This window comes from Rhizobium sp. Leaf384 (assembly GCF_001424065.1).
GTDB lineage: Bacteria > Pseudomonadota > Alphaproteobacteria > Rhizobiales > Rhizobiaceae > Ferranicluibacter.
This window is the reverse complement of the sequence record NZ_LMQE01000001.1, coordinates 1,525,590-1,538,585: the sequence shown is the minus strand read 5'-3', so window position 1 is coordinate 1,538,585 and position 12,996 is coordinate 1,525,590. Positions and strand designations below refer to the sequence as shown.

13 protein-coding genes and 1 tRNA gene are annotated in these 12,996 nt (G+C 63.4%); 4 read left to right on the top strand and 10 right to left on the bottom strand.

The annotated features are described in order from the left end of the window. Window positions 1-135 precede the first annotated feature (135 nt). A complete protein-coding gene (locus ASG25_RS07060) occupies window positions 136-1,518 on the top strand; it encodes a nicotinate phosphoribosyltransferase (RefSeq protein ID WP_062472349.1) in 1,383 nt (460 codons plus the stop codon). Window positions 1,519-1,675: 157 nt separating this feature from the next. After that, complete coding sequence (locus ASG25_RS07055; protein ID WP_062471131.1) at window positions 1,676-2,020, top strand: DUF6665 family protein; 345 nt, start codon at window positions 1,676-1,678, stop codon at window positions 2,018-2,020. Between the two features lie 10 nt (window positions 2,021-2,030). On the opposite strand, the gene ASG25_RS07050 is transcribed toward ASG25_RS07055, so the two are convergent. Beyond that, entirely contained in the window at window positions 2,031-2,657 is a 627-nt protein-coding gene (locus ASG25_RS07050; protein WP_062471128.1) for a ribonuclease D, read from the bottom strand. A gap of 212 nt (window positions 2,658-2,869) precedes the next feature. Between ASG25_RS07050 and ASG25_RS07045 the strand changes: the two genes are divergently transcribed. Together ASG25_RS07045 and ASG25_RS07040 are read left to right on the top strand one after the other, a co-directional pair. Beyond that, window positions 2,870-3,202: a hypothetical protein gene (locus tag ASG25_RS07045; RefSeq protein WP_062471125.1), complete on the top strand. Its 333-nt coding sequence runs from the start codon at window positions 2,870-2,872 to the stop codon at window positions 3,200-3,202. Window positions 3,203-3,356: 154 nt separating this feature from the next. Next, window positions 3,357-4,388: a hydroxyacid dehydrogenase gene (locus ASG25_RS07040; protein WP_062471122.1), complete on the top strand. Its 1,032-nt coding sequence runs from the start codon at window positions 3,357-3,359 to the stop codon at window positions 4,386-4,388. A gap of 38 nt (window positions 4,389-4,426) precedes the next feature. Here the strand turns inward: ASG25_RS07040 and ASG25_RS07035 are convergent, their stop codons facing one another. The 9 genes from ASG25_RS07035 to nusA all read right to left on the bottom strand — a co-directional run bounded on the left by ASG25_RS07035 (window position 4,427) and on the right by nusA (window position 12,974). Further along, window positions 4,427-4,639 (bottom strand): hypothetical protein, encoded by a 213-nt coding sequence (locus tag ASG25_RS07035; protein ID WP_062471119.1) that lies wholly within the window; start codon window positions 4,637-4,639, stop codon window positions 4,427-4,429. 80 nt (window positions 4,640-4,719) lie between these two features. Next, window positions 4,720-4,953 (bottom strand): hypothetical protein, encoded by a 234-nt coding sequence (locus tag ASG25_RS07030; protein ID WP_244475168.1) that lies wholly within the window; start codon window positions 4,951-4,953, stop codon window positions 4,720-4,722. Window positions 4,954-5,222: 269 nt separating this feature from the next. Further along, window positions 5,223-5,309, bottom strand: a tRNA-Leu gene (locus tag ASG25_RS07025). Window positions 5,310-5,404: 95 nt separating this feature from the next. Continuing rightward, window positions 5,405-6,871 (bottom strand): phosphomannomutase, encoded by a 1,467-nt coding sequence (locus ASG25_RS07020; protein WP_062471113.1) that lies wholly within the window; start codon window positions 6,869-6,871, stop codon window positions 5,405-5,407. 141 nt (window positions 6,872-7,012) lie between these two features. Then, window positions 7,013-7,438, bottom strand: coding sequence for a YqaA family protein (locus ASG25_RS07015; RefSeq protein WP_244479326.1), 426 nt, complete (start codon window positions 7,436-7,438; stop codon window positions 7,013-7,015). Continuing rightward, window positions 7,435-7,725, bottom strand: a complete 291-nt coding sequence (locus ASG25_RS07010; RefSeq protein WP_062692810.1) for a SelT/SelW/SelH family protein — start codon at window positions 7,723-7,725, stop codon at window positions 7,435-7,437. The genes ASG25_RS07015 and ASG25_RS07010 overlap by 4 nt, the downstream gene beginning before the upstream one ends. A gap of 140 nt (window positions 7,726-7,865) precedes the next feature. Then, the gene (gene infB / locus ASG25_RS07005) at window positions 7,866-10,523 is read right to left on the bottom strand and encodes a translation initiation factor IF-2 (RefSeq protein ID WP_062471107.1); all 2,658 of its coding nucleotides are present in this window, start codon (window positions 10,521-10,523) and stop codon (window positions 7,866-7,868) included. A 106-nt stretch (window positions 10,524-10,629) separates the two neighbouring features. After that, entirely contained in the window at window positions 10,630-11,346 is a 717-nt protein-coding gene (locus tag ASG25_RS07000) for an RNA-binding protein (RefSeq protein ID WP_062471104.1), read from the bottom strand. Between the two features lie 5 nt (window positions 11,347-11,351). Next, the gene (gene nusA / locus ASG25_RS06995; RefSeq protein ID WP_062471101.1) at window positions 11,352-12,974 is read right to left on the bottom strand and encodes a transcription termination factor NusA; all 1,623 of its coding nucleotides are present in this window, start codon (window positions 12,972-12,974) and stop codon (window positions 11,352-11,354) included. Window positions 12,975-12,996: the final 22 nt, after the last annotated feature.

Sequence of the window (12,996 nt, the reverse complement as noted above, 5' to 3'; positions counted from 1 at the left end):
AGAAAACATCTGGAGGCAGCATAACCGGCAAAAGAGCCGGCGAGGCATGAATGTCTCCAGATTAGCGCAATATGGTTACGATATCCTTAGCGAGATGCCGATGCATATCACGCGATGGACGGAAGGCTGCATGACATGAACTGGGACAATCTCATCCTCAATACCGATAGCTACAAGCTCAGCCATTTCCTGCAATATCCGCCGGAGACGGCCGCCATCTCCTCCTACATCGAGACCCGTGGCGGGAGCGATCTCATCGACGTGGTCTTCTTCGGCTTGCAGATTTTCCTCAAGGACGTCTTGAGCCGCCCCGTGACGGCGATCGACGTGGCAGAGGCCGAAGAGATCGCGAAGGCCCATGGCCTGCCGTTCGATCGGGCCGGCTGGACGCATATCGTCAACGTGCATGGGGGCTATCTCCCGCTGCGGATCGAGGCTTTGCCGGAGGGCACGCTGACGCGCCGCGGCGTGCCGCTGGTTCAGGTCGTCAACACCGATCCCGCCTGCTGGTGGCTGACGTCGCATATCGAAACGGCACTGCTGCGCGCTGTCTGGTATCCGTCCTCGGTGGCCAGCAACGTCCGCAAGGTCAAGCTGGCGCTTCGCGATGCGCTCGAACGGACGGCCGACGAGCCCGACCTCCTTCTGCCATCGCGCCTCCTCGACTATGGCGCGCGCGGCGTCGGCGCTTTCGAGCAGGCCGGCATCGGTGGCGCCGCGCATCTCGTCCATTTCACGGGGACGGATACGCTGTCGGGCGTGCTCACCGCGCGCCGCTGCTACGGTGCGGCCATGGCCGGTCGCTCCATGCCGGCCTCCGAGCATTCGACCATGACGGCCTGGGGCGGCGACCACGAGGCGGATGCCTACGAGAACATGGTCGCCCGCTTTGCGCCCTCCGGCGCCTTTGCTGTCGTTTCCGACAGCTACGACATCAATACGGCGGTATCCTTCATCTGGGGCAAGCAACTGCGCGACACCGTCAAGGCCAGCGGGGCGACGGTCTATATCCGCCCCGACAGTGGCGATCCGATCGAGACGCCGGTCCAAGTGGTCCAGCAACTCGACTATCGGTTTGGCGCGACGCAGAACCGCAAGGGTTTCAAGGTGCTCGATCGATGCGTCCGGGTTATTCAGGGCGACGGAATCACGCTGGCCGATATGAACCAGATCTTGAGCCGGCTGGAAGCCTTCGGCTATTCCGCCGAGAATATGACCTTTGCCATGGGCGGCGGTATTCTCCAGAAGGTGAACCGCGATACCTATGCCTTCGCCATGAAAGCCAATGCCCGCCAGGATACGGCCGGGCGCTGGCACGACGTCTGGAAGCGCCCAGCCACCATGAACGTCAAGGCCTCCAAGGCCGGGCGTCAGGCCGTCATCTCAGGATTGGCCGGGTTAGAGGCCGTGCGGCTCGACGCGCTCGGCGGCCGCGAAAATCAGCTAAAGCCCGTATGGCAGGATGGCCGCCTTCTTAAGGACTGGTCGTTCGAGGAGGTTCGCGCGCAGGCCCGATAAGGTTGAGGTCGAGGTCGAGGGCGCTGGACCGCGGCGATCCTCTTGCCGGCGGGAGGAGGGCGCCCCAAATCAGACCCTGCGCGTCCTCTGCCGAGACGAGGGCGGCAGGACGGGCGATCCGGCTCACGGACGCCCCAGAGCAGAGGGAGGGTCCGCAATGTCGGTCAGGCCGCCGCAATCGTTCAGAAATCCGGGCGCCGCGCGGTCTACGGGGCTGGATATCCTCGGGTATGAACTGATGGCCGAGCGCGCGGACGCGCTGGGACGACACGGGTTGAAAGTGGAAAAGGCAATCGGCGCGCTGCAGGCGCTCGACGATCCCGAGACCACGCCGGAGCGGCGTGAGGCCCTGCTGGATGCCGCAGCCGATGTTGTCTGGTCGTTCTTCATCCAGCGCGAGATGTGTGGTCTTCGCTCCAATCGGGACGCCATCGAGCGTTACCGGATCCCAAAGGAGGTCGTGGCCCGCCTCGGCGTCGTGCGCAAGCCGGCGCAGATCTGAAAGCGCGGCTTCAGCTGTGTGAGAAAATGTCCGTTTCGTCCCATCCGAGCAGGTCGAGCTTTGCGCGCGTGGGCAGAAACGCAAAACAGGCTTCCGCGTGGTCGATCCGGCCATCCCGGATCAGGCGCTGGTTCAGCTTGTCGCGCAGAGCATGCAGGTAGAGAACGTCGGAGGCCGCATAGTCCAGTTGGGCCGGGGTCAGAACCGGCGCTCCCCAGTCGGACGACTGCTGCTGCTTGGAGATGTCGACCTCCAGCATTTCTTTCAGGTTGTCCTTCAGGCCATGGCGGTCGGTGTAGGTGCGCGACAGACGCGAGGCGATCTTGGTGCAGAACACAGGCGTGGTGGTGACGCCGAAGGTGTGGAAGAGCACGGCAATATCGAAGCGTCCATAGTGAAAGATCTTCTGCCGGGCGGGGTCTGCGAGCATGTGAACGAGATGGGGCGCCGTCGTCTGCCCTGGGGCGATCCGCACGATATCGGCCGTCCCGTCTCCGGGTGACAGTTGCACGAGACACAGACGATCGCGGCGCGGCACGAGACCAAGCGTTTCCGTATCCACGGCGATTGCGCCATTGTAGCGCGCGGCGTCCTGAGCGGCGATATCGCCTTCGTGAAACCGGATTGTATTCGGCATGCACGTCCCCACATCATGATACGGTCTGGCCGGGCAGGCCGTCGGCCTCGTCAAGGCCACGGACGGAGAATGGTCGTGTCGCCCGCATTTGACCGGCCCAAGCCGGCGGTATAGCGCGGAACGGCTTGCGATGCGATAGCGTTGGCTCGCCGCGAGAACAGCAGGTCGGCACCGGGGACCGGACGACAAACGAACGAAAAGGGGCGCAAGCCATGGGACACGGGATCTGCACACATGCCCTGCTCGCAGGCGTCGGCATCATGCTCTTTCTCGGCATCGCGTCGGTCACACATGCTGCCGAACCGCGCCAACCCGGCTTGACGTTCGACAATCTGCCGGGTGTCAAACCGGAGGATCCGATCGGCATGACCAGCAACCTGCGCTGCGAACAGGTGCTGATCGATCGTGCGCTGGGCAACATCTTGCCCACACGCGGGCCGCGCTATGACACGGTCAATGTCTGCAGTCGCAACGGCGGCCCGGAGTTCGTCTCGCCCCGCCTGCCGCCTTCGACGTATCGGCAGCTTCGCGGCCTGAATTATTAACCCGTCTCATTCCCGCAACCCGCAATTTCGCATGGGCCCATCGTCTGCTACGGAAAGGGCATCAGCCGCAGAGCTGGTGAACCTGTCCGGGTGCGATCTCGGACGACACGCGCTCTCGAACGATGCGAGCGCCGACAATGCGGGAGGAACGCGAATGTCCGGAAACGAAAAGCCGCTGGTGATCAGCGCACCCGAGCCGCGAACGCTCGATCTCATCTTCACAACGGACGCCCTTGGCGTACTCCACGACCGATATCGGGTCATCGAAGTCGAGGCCGAAACCGTCGCCAGTCTGGATGGCGATATCCTTGGCGCTGCGCGCTATGTCCTTGGCCAGCCACCGCTCGATGCCGCTACGCTCGCACGCATGCCCAGGCTGCGTTCCATTCTGAATGTCGAAAGCAACCTGATCAACAACATGCCCTATGAGGTGCTCTTCGAACGGGGCATTCATGTCGTCACCACAGGGCAGGTTTTTGCAGAGCCTGTTGCGGAACTGGGCCTCGCCATGGCGCTCGGAATCGCGCGTGGTCTGGTGGATGCCGATCTGGACTTCCGGCAGGGTCGCGAACTTTGGGGCGGGGACGGCAACCGGACGGCAAGGCTCCTGAGCGGCTCCCAGGTGGGTATCATCGGCTTTGGCGACCTCGGCAAGGCGCTCAACCGTGTCCTCACCGGTTTCCGGACGGTGACGCGGGTGTTCGATCCCTGGCTGCCGGCGTCCATCCTCAAGGACAACGGCGTCATCCCGGCGGATCTCGACACCGTATTGTCCGAAAGCGACTTCATCTTTGTCGTTGCGGCCGTGACCAGCGAGAACGAAGGCTTCCTCGACGCGCGCGCATTTTCCAAGATGAAGAAGGGCGCGGCCTTCATTCTGCTGAGCCGCGCCAATGTCGTGGATTTCGAAGATCTGATGGCCGCCGTCGAGCAAGGTCACATCGTTGCGGCCAGCGACGTCTTTCCGGAGGAACCCTTGCCGCTCGACCACAAGGTTCGCGGCCTGCCTGGCTTTCTACGCTCGGCGCACCGGGCCGGGGCGCTCGACAGCGCCTTCAAGAAAATGGGCGACATGGTGCTGGAAGACATGGATCTGATGGATCGCGGATTGCCACCCGTGCGCTGCAAGCGCGCCGAGCGGGAAACCGTCTCCCGCATGCGCTCGAAACCCGTCACCAACAACTAGAACCGCTCGCATCGGTTTTGCATCCGGAGATGACAGGGTCAGCGTTCGTCGACGTTGATCCTGCGCATCGCCGCCAACAACTCCGTTTCGCTGGTATGGCCTGTCTTGTAAAGTCCGAGGAGAACGGTCGCGACATCGCGACCGTCCGCACTGTCGATCGGCGTGCCGATCTCCCGACACCAGAGATCGAGGGCCCGATAGACGACATCGATCTGCGTTTGCTCGAGCGCCATATCCGAAATGAACGACATGACGTTCTCCTTCTTTTCTGCGGGAACAGCCCACCAGTCACGGCGCGATCTGTAAGGCCATCGCGAAGGTGCAGCAATCCCTACATCGAGGGGGTGGCGTCATTCCGCAGCGAGGAAGCGGACGCCTCCATCAGAGATGCGGCGATCGCCATGGCCAGAAGCTTTCCCTTCGCGCGAACCGCCCCCGTATTGGCATCGCGCACCGAGACGGCAAGGTCCATGCCTTCCCGCATCAGGATCTGCTGTGCCCGCAGCACGGCCCAGTTTTCCACGCTATCGTATTTCCCCATTGCGACACCCCTTCGCTTGATCATGAAGCTTTCATGTCCCCTCCCTCGGCGCGCAAAACACGCGTGCCGCGAATCATCGGAACATGTTCAAGGAAATGCGAAAACAGGCTGAATGAGAAGCGTGACTTCTGCCGGATGAAAAGTAAGAGTTTTGTGACGATTGTTCAGGCTACGACGCAGCAGACTGTCACGAGAAGCGTCTTTCGGTGCCGGCCACGGAGCGCGTGCTCGACAAGGCTTCAAACGCCAAAAGCCCTGCAGAAGCAGGGCTTTGTGGGTCATTTTCGGGAATTTGGTGCCCAGAAGAGGACTCGAACCTCCACACCCTTTCGGGTACCAGCACCTGAAGCTGGCGCGTCTACCAATTCCGCCATCTGGGCGACGAGCGGGGATGTAAAAGGCCGGGCGTCCGGTGTCAACAGCGTTTTTGAAGTTTTCGCGACAGTCGCTGCAAAGTATTGTTAATGTTCAATTTTCATTCTGCCGCGCTCGTTGCGCTGCTGCAGGTTTCGGCCCGTTGATGGGCGAAGGCGCGGATAAGCGCAAGACCGTCGGCCAGGAGCGCCTTTGCCTTCGTCTCGGTGGCGGCTTCCACATAGCAGCGCATTTCTGGTGCGTTTCCGGACGGGCGGAGGTGAAGGATCGCACCGTCCTGGAGCGTAATCCGCAGACCGTCGATATCGCTAACGAGGGCCGGTGTGCCCACGGGCGCCAGAAAAGCGGCAAGCTCTGCCGGACCATGGCGCAGATGCGTCATCAGGGCCTCGCTCGTCTCGACCGGAAACCGCTCCAGGCGGTCGCTGAGGGCAATGGGCAGGTCATACCCTGCAACAACCGCCGAAAGCGCCACACGACGCTCTGCGGCTTGGAAAAGCGCTGCTAAGACCGGGAGGAAGCAATCGCGCGTCGGAAGCGCGGCCAACCGTGTGCCGTTCACCGTCACATCGCTTGCCGTCAATGTCCCGCCGTTCGCCTCGAAGCCGACCACGCAGGCATGCCCGGACATTACCGCATCCTGCATGCCCGCAATGACGAAAGGGGAGCCGACGCGGGTCCGTAGAACCTCCACCGTGCCCCGTCGTTCCAGCCCGGAGTTCGAGGTGACCGGTGTAACCGCGATGGTCGCGCCAAGGAACTCGGCCGCGATCAGGCCGAGCAGATCGCCTCTGATCGGCTCACCGCGCTCGTTGCTCAAAAGCGGCCGGTCCCCGTCACCATCCGCCGAGACGATCGCATCCAGGCCGTGCTCGCTCGCCCAGCAGCGCAGGGCCACAACCGTCTCGGGGGAGACCGCCTCCGTGTCCACCGGAATGAAGCTGTCGGATCGCCTAAGCGGCACCACATCGGCACCGTAGCGCGTGAGCACATCGACGAAGAGATCGCGGGCGACCGTGGAATGCTGGTAGACGCCGACCTTGAGGCCGGCGAGCGCGCGGTCCGGCAGAAGCGCCATGTTTCGCGCGACGAAGAGATCGCGCACGGTGGCTTCGATATCGGGGGCCTCCGCCGGCGTGGCGTCGACCGTCCCGGCGCTTGCACGAAGCCTGTCCGCGGCCTCGGTGATCGCCAGTTCGTCATCCTTCGCGATCTCTCCATCAGGACGATAGAACTTGATGCCGTTGCGGTCGGCTGGGATGTGGGAGCCGGTGACCATCAAGGCGGCCGAGCGCGTGGTGAGGGCATATAGCGCAAGCGCCGGCGTCGGTACGGTGCCGCAGTCAAGCACGGAAAGGCCGGCGCGCAGCAGTGCGCCCGCGGCGATGGCGGAGATCGCCGGGCTGGAAGCACGGAAGTCACGGGCGATGAGGACCGTATCGCCGGGATTTGCCTGTCCGGTCGATAGGAGCATGTGCGCGAATGCCGTAGCGTAGAGCGCGGCTGCCGGACCCTCTAGATCAATGGCGAGGCCACGCAGCCCGCTGGTTCCGAATTTCAGGCTCATGGGACGTGGGGCTCCTGCGTCTTCAGATGATGCCCTGTGGCACCGGCGTTCGCGGCAGAAGTACCCTAAAACCCACGATGCATCAAAGCCGCGCGACGGTTACGGAGGCGGCAAAATAAGAAATCGGTTACTGAAGTTGCCTCAACCGAAAACCCAGACCAGCAGGCCGTAACGGATTGCCTTGCCGATCGTGACATAGACAAGGAAGGCAAGCCACGGCATGCGCAGAATCCCGGCCGCAAGCGTTAGCGGATCGCCGATAAGGGGGAGCCAGGAGAGAAGCAGAACCGGCTGCCCGTATCTCCGGAAAATGGCCTCTGCCCGCGCCCGGTTCTCCGGCGAGACGGGAAACCACCGCCGCGCCTCGAAACGCAGGAAAAAGCGGCCCAGCACGAATGTGGCGACGGCACCGCAGACGTTGCCGGCGGTGGCGACGAGCAAGACGATGCCGCGCGGCAGCTCGGGATTCTGCAGCGCCGCGATGACAGCCGCTTCCGAAAGCCCGAAAAGAAGCGTGGCGGACAGGAACGCAGCACCGAAGACGCCGGCAAGCGCTGCGAAGCTCAAGAGGCGGGCCGATCTGTATGGCCGAGGTCACGCTCCGGCGCGATGATGTCCCGCACCCGTTGCTTCAGCTCCTTGGGGCCTGGAAACCCGCCGTCCCGCTTGCGCTCCCAGATCAGGGTCTCATCGACCCGGATCTCGAAGATGCCGCCTGTTCCGGGAAGGAGCGCCACTTCGCCAAGCGCATCGGAAAAGGTCTGCAGCAGCTCCTGTGCCATCCAGCCGGAGCGCAGAAGCCAGTTGCATTGCGTGCAATAGACAATGCTGATGCGGGGTTTTCCGTGGTTCACGTTTCTGCTCCTTCCGCGATGTGCTGGCGGCATGGAGGGTGATCTCACCCCCGCTTGGCTTGCAGCGTCTCGCCCTCTGGCGACCGGACATGAAAATGGCGGCCGCAGCCGCCATTTTCAAATCGGAAATCCGGTTTGCCTTACAGCGTCCGGGTAATGTGCTCCACGCGGAAGCACTCGATCGTGTCGCCAGCACGGATGTCTTCGTAGTTTTCGAAGGCCATGCCGCATTCCTGACCGACGGGCACTTCGGAGACTTCGTCCTTGAAGCGCTTGAGGGTCTTGAGCTTGCCCTCGTGGATGACGACGTTGTCGCGCACAAGGCGGACGCCCGCACCACGCTCGACTTTGCCTTCGACCACGCGGCAACCCGCGACCTTGCCGGTCTTGGTGATGTTGAACACCTCCAGAATTTCGGCGTTGCCGAGGAAGGTCTCGCGACGTTCCGGCGAAAGCAGGCCCGACATCGCCGCCTTCACGTCATCCACCAGGTCGTAGATGATGTTGTAGTAACGGATCTCGATGCCCGAACGCTCGGACGCCTGACGGGCCTGGGTATTGGCGCGAACGTTGAAGCCGATGATCGCGGCATCCGAGGACTCCGCAAGCGCGATATCGGACTCGGTGATCGCACCGGCGCCCGAATGCACGATCCGAGCCCGCACTTCGTCGGTTCCGAGACGATCGAGCGCGCCGATGATGGCTTCGACCGAACCCTGCACGTCGCCCTTGATGACCAGCGGGAACTCCTTGAACCCGGTGTTCTGAAGCTTGCTCATCATCTGCTCGAGCGAACCGCGCTGGCCGGACTGGCGGGCAACCGCCTTGTCGCGCGTCAGACGCTGGCGATATTCGGAGATCTCGCGCGCACGGCTTTCGTTTTCAACGACCGCGAAACGATCGCCGGCAGCCGGGGTGCCCGACAGGCCGAGAACCTCGACCGGGGTCGCAGGGCCCGCTTCCTTGACGTGGTCGCCCTTGTCGGTGACCAAGGCACGGACACGGCCCCACTGGTCGCCGGCCACGATGATCTGGCCGGGCTTCAGCGTGCCCTTCTGGACAAGCACGGTCGCCACCGAGCCGCGACCGCGGTCGAGCTGGGCTTCGATGACGATACCTTCGGCCGTCCGGCTCGGGTCGGCCTTGAGGTCGAGAATTTCGGCCTGCAGCAGGATCGCCTCGAGCAGCTTGTCGAGATTGACCTTGTTCTTGGCCGAGACTTCGACGTCGAGAACTTCACCGCCGAGCGACTCCACGAACACTTCATGCTGCAGCAGCTGCTGACGAACCTTGTCCGGGTTGGCTTCGTGCTTGTCGATCTTGTTGATCGCCACGATGATCGGAACGTCGGCCGCCTTTGCATGGCTGATCGATTCGATCGTCTGCGGCATGACGCTGTCGTCGGCCGCGACCACGAGGATCGCAATGTCGGTTGCCTGCGCACCGCGGGCACGCATGGCTGTGAAGGCCGCGTGACCGGGCGTGTCGATGAAGGTGATCTTCTGGCCGTTTTGTTCGACCTGGTAGGCACCGATGTGCTGCGTGATGCCGCCGGCCTCGCCGGAGACGACGCTCGTCTGGCGAATGGCGTCGAGTAGGGAGGTCTTACCATGGTCGACATGGCCCATGATCGTCACGACCGGAGGGCGCGAAACCATTTCACCAGCATCGTCGGCCTGGTTGAAGATGCCTTCTTCAACGTCGGATTCCGATACGCGCTTGACCGTGTGGCCGAATTCGGCGGCGATGATTTCCGCCAGATCCGCGTCGATGACGTCGCCGGGCTTCATCATCTGGCCGTCTTTCATCAGGTACTTGATGACGTCAACGGCGCGCTCGGACATGCGCTGCGAGAGTTCCTGAATGGTGATGGTTTCCGGCAGAATAACCTCGCGCATGACCTTTTCGCGCGTTTCCTGCATCTGGCTCCGGCGGAATTTCTCCTGCCGGCGACGCATGGCGGCGAGCGAGCGGCCACGGGCATTGCCGTCGTCGTCGAGCGCGGCCGTCAGGGTCAACTTGCCCTTGCGACGTTCTTCCTCGGTTTTCGGACGGGCGGGAGCCTTCGCCGGCTCGGGACGAACGGGCTTGCCGCGGACCGGTACCGCGCCGGGACGGGCAGAGCGCGTTTCCTCGGCTTCGTTGGTGCGGCGGGTGCGGACGCCATTGGCATCCGTCGTGATGATGGGGGCAGGGCGCTCGACAACCGGAGCAGCGGCAGCTGCAGCGGCCGCAGCCTTTTCGGCTTCGGCAGCAGCGGCCAGGGCCACCTTCTCGGCTTCGCGTTCTGCCGCAGGACGGGCAGCTTCTTCCGCCTCGCGGCGTGCGGCCTCTTCGGCTTCGCGCTTCAGGCGGGCAGCTTCTTCGATCTTGCGCTGTTCCTCGGCCGCTGCGCGTGCCTTGGCTTCCTCGGCATCGCGGATCTGCGCTTCGGCAAGCGCACGACGGCGTGCATCGATTTCACCGGCTGACAGCTGGTTCAGGACGACACCCGTGCGCGGACGCGCAGGATCGGGCCGCGGAGCCTGGGGCTGCGGGCGAACCGACGTCTGCTGCATCGGCCGGGTTTCCGGCGGGCGTGGCTGCGGCGCGCGGACCGGAGCCGAGGCGATCGGTGCGACCGGCTTCTCGTCTTCGGGCCGTGTGGGGCGGCGCTTGCGGGTTTCGACCACGACAGCCTTCGTGCGGCCGCGGCCCATGTCCTGGCGGACTGTGCCCTGGCTCACGCCGGAGGGGCGCAGCGTCAGAGTCTTCTTGCCGGCTCCGCTCAGGGTCTTGTCGTCGTTGTTATCGGTCATTCCGTTCCGTTCCTCAGATCGAAGCCGGATGCGTATCACCAGACCCCGTCGTTCGATTGTCGTCTTACTGTATTGCGGTCGTCACGGCCGTAGCCGGTGTCCCGCGTCATGATGTCGGCTGGGAAGCGTCGCCGAAGGCACGGGGGGACATTTCGCCCCGGTATCGTTCCAGCATGTTTGCGCGCTTCACTACACCCTCACCCGCCTGCCCTGCAAGCGCTGCGGCATGGATAAAAGAATTACTTCCGAGCAACGTATCCAATTCCTCTCCGGTGAAGAAGCGGAACGTGGGTATCTGCTCACCGTCATCGGCAGCAAAGCTGATGGCCTTGCGCGCCTGGTCAATCTTCCGCACACCGTCGGGTGCGGCCGTGGAGGCGTGGAAGGTGGCGATGGCCGCCATCCCGCGGACGGCCTGCTCGACCTTCGAAGCCCCCGTGATGAACTGCGCGGCCTTGCGCGCCATGTTCATCATGCCGACAAGTTGCTGAACCAGCAGCCTGTCGACCTCGTCCAGGAGTTCGGGACCGGGCTTGGCCTCTGCCGTTTTGAGCGCCCGGGCAAAAAGCTTGCGCTTGATCGCCGTCTCGAGAACCGCCCGTTCGGCCGTGACCCAGCAGCCGCGTCCCGGCAACTGGCGTTTCAGATCCGCGACCACCCGGCCGTCCGGCCCCGCAACGAAGCGGATCAGGCCGTCATCGGCCGGACCGCTCTTGCGGGTGACGATGCACATGCGGCCGTTGAGCGGCAAGTCGTCATCCGCGTCTTCGGGGACGCTGGGATCGTCCGTTGCCCATTCGGGCTGATCGGGTGCGGCATTCATGAGGATCAGGACGCGGCTTCCGCCTCGTCCTCCTCGCTACCTTCCGTTATTTGGAGTGCCTCGGTCTCGCGTGCAAGGTCTTCCTCCGTAATCCAGCCCGCAGCAAGGCGTGCTTCGAGGATCATGGTTTCCGCTTCGGTGCGCGAAACTTCGAGCTTCGAGAACAGGCCCTCGAAACGCTTGGTCTCGCCATCCTTGCGCTCCGACCAGCCCACGAGGTCGTCGGCGGCGCAGCCTGCGAAATCTTCCATCGTCTTGATGCCGTCCTGACCCAGGGCCACGAGCATCTGACCGGTCATGCCGTTGATGGAGCGCAGTTCGTCGGCAACGCCGAGTTCCTTGCGCTTTTCATCCATCTCGGCTTCCAGCCTGTCGAGATATTCGCGGGCACGTGTCTGGATCTCGCTCGCGGTCTCCTCGTCGAAGCCTTCGATGGAGGCAATCTCGTCGAGTTCTACGAAGGCGAGCTCCTCGACCTGGGCAAAGCCCTCGGACGCCAGAACCTGGCCGACCATCTCGTCCACGTCGAGCGCTTCCATGAAGAGGTTCGTGCGCTCGTTGAATTCCTTCTGGCGACGCTCGGACTCTTCGGCTTCGGTCATGATGTCGATGTCCCAGCCGGTCAGCTGCGACGCGAGACGGACGTTCTGGCCACGACGACCGATCGCGAGCGACAGCTGCTCGTCGGGCACGACGACCTCGATGCGCTCGGCATCTTCGTCAAGCACGACCTTGGCCACTTCGGCCGGCTGCAGGGCGTTGACGATGAAGGATGCGGGATCCTGGCTCCACGGAATGATATCGATCTTTTCGCCCTGGAGCTCGCCGACGACAGCCTGAACGCGGCTTCCGCGCATGCCGACGCAGGCGCCGACCGGATCGATCGACGAGTCGTTGGAAATGACGGCGATCTTGGCGCGCGAACCGGGGTCACGGGCGACCGAGCGGATCTGGATGATGCCGTCGTAGATTTCGGGCACTTCCATGGTGAAGAGCTTGACCATGAACTGCGGATGCGTGCGCGACAGGAAGATCTGCGGACCGCGCTGTTCGCGACGAACGTCGTAGACATAAGAGCGGACCCGGTCGCCATAGCGCATGTTCTCGCGCGGGATCATCTCGTCGCGGCGGATGATGCCTTCGCCGCGGCCGAGGTCCACGATGACATTGCCGTATTCGACGCGCTTGACCGTGCCGTTGACGATCTCGCCGATGCGGTCCTTGTATTCGTCGAACTGGCGGTCACGCTCGGCTTCGCGGACCTTCTGGACGATGACCTGCTTGGCGGACTGGGCAGCGATGCGGCCGAAATCCATCGGCGGCAGCGGGTCGGCAATGAAGTCGCCGAGCTTTGCATCCGGGTTGCGGTCGCGCGCCAGTTCCAGGGGAATCTGCGTGCCGTAGTCTTCGGCAACCTCGACAACTTCCAGGAGACGCTGAAGGCGGATTTCGCCGGTCTTGGAGTTGATGTCGGCGCGGATGTTGCTTTCCGAACCGTAGCGGGAGCGTGCCGCCTTCTGGATCGCATCGGCCATGGCGGCCAGCACGATTTCGCGGTCGATCACCTTTTCGCGCGCGACGGCATCCGCGATCTGCAGAAGTTCGAGCCGGTTAGCACTGACTGCCATGGGGTATGTCTCCGTAGGTCGA

Bases quoted from the DNA above. Each gene is read 5' to 3' on its own strand.
- ASG25_RS07030 (WP_244475168.1), bottom strand. From the start codon at position 4,953: ATGATCAAGCGAAGGGGTGTCGCAATGGGGAAATACGATAGCGTGGAA.
- ASG25_RS07045 (WP_062471125.1), top strand. From the start codon at position 2,870: ATGGGACACGGGATCTGCACACATGCCCTGCTCGCAGGCGTCGGCATC.
- ASG25_RS07000 (WP_062471104.1), bottom strand. From the start codon at position 11,346: ATGAATGCCGCACCCGATCAGCCCGAATGGGCAACGGACGATCCCAGC.
- infB (WP_062471107.1), bottom strand. From the start codon at position 10,523: ATGACCGATAACAACGACGACAAGACCCTGAGCGGAGCCGGCAAGAAG.
- ASG25_RS07060 (WP_062472349.1), top strand. From the start codon at position 136: ATGAACTGGGACAATCTCATCCTCAATACCGATAGCTACAAGCTCAGC.
- ASG25_RS07050 (WP_062471128.1), bottom strand. From the start codon at position 2,657: ATGCCGAATACAATCCGGTTTCACGAAGGCGATATCGCCGCTCAGGAC.
- ASG25_RS07020 (WP_062471113.1), bottom strand. From the start codon at position 6,871: ATGAGCCTGAAATTCGGAACCAGCGGGCTGCGTGGCCTCGCCATTGAT.
- nusA (WP_062471101.1), bottom strand. From the start codon at position 12,974: ATGGCAGTCAGTGCTAACCGGCTCGAACTTCTGCAGATCGCGGATGCC.
- ASG25_RS07035 (WP_062471119.1), bottom strand. From the start codon at position 4,639: ATGTCGTTCATTTCGGATATGGCGCTCGAGCAAACGCAGATCGATGTC.
- ASG25_RS07040 (WP_062471122.1), top strand. From the start codon at position 3,357: ATGTCCGGAAACGAAAAGCCGCTGGTGATCAGCGCACCCGAGCCGCGA.
- ASG25_RS07055 (WP_062471131.1), top strand. From the start codon at position 1,676: ATGTCGGTCAGGCCGCCGCAATCGTTCAGAAATCCGGGCGCCGCGCGG.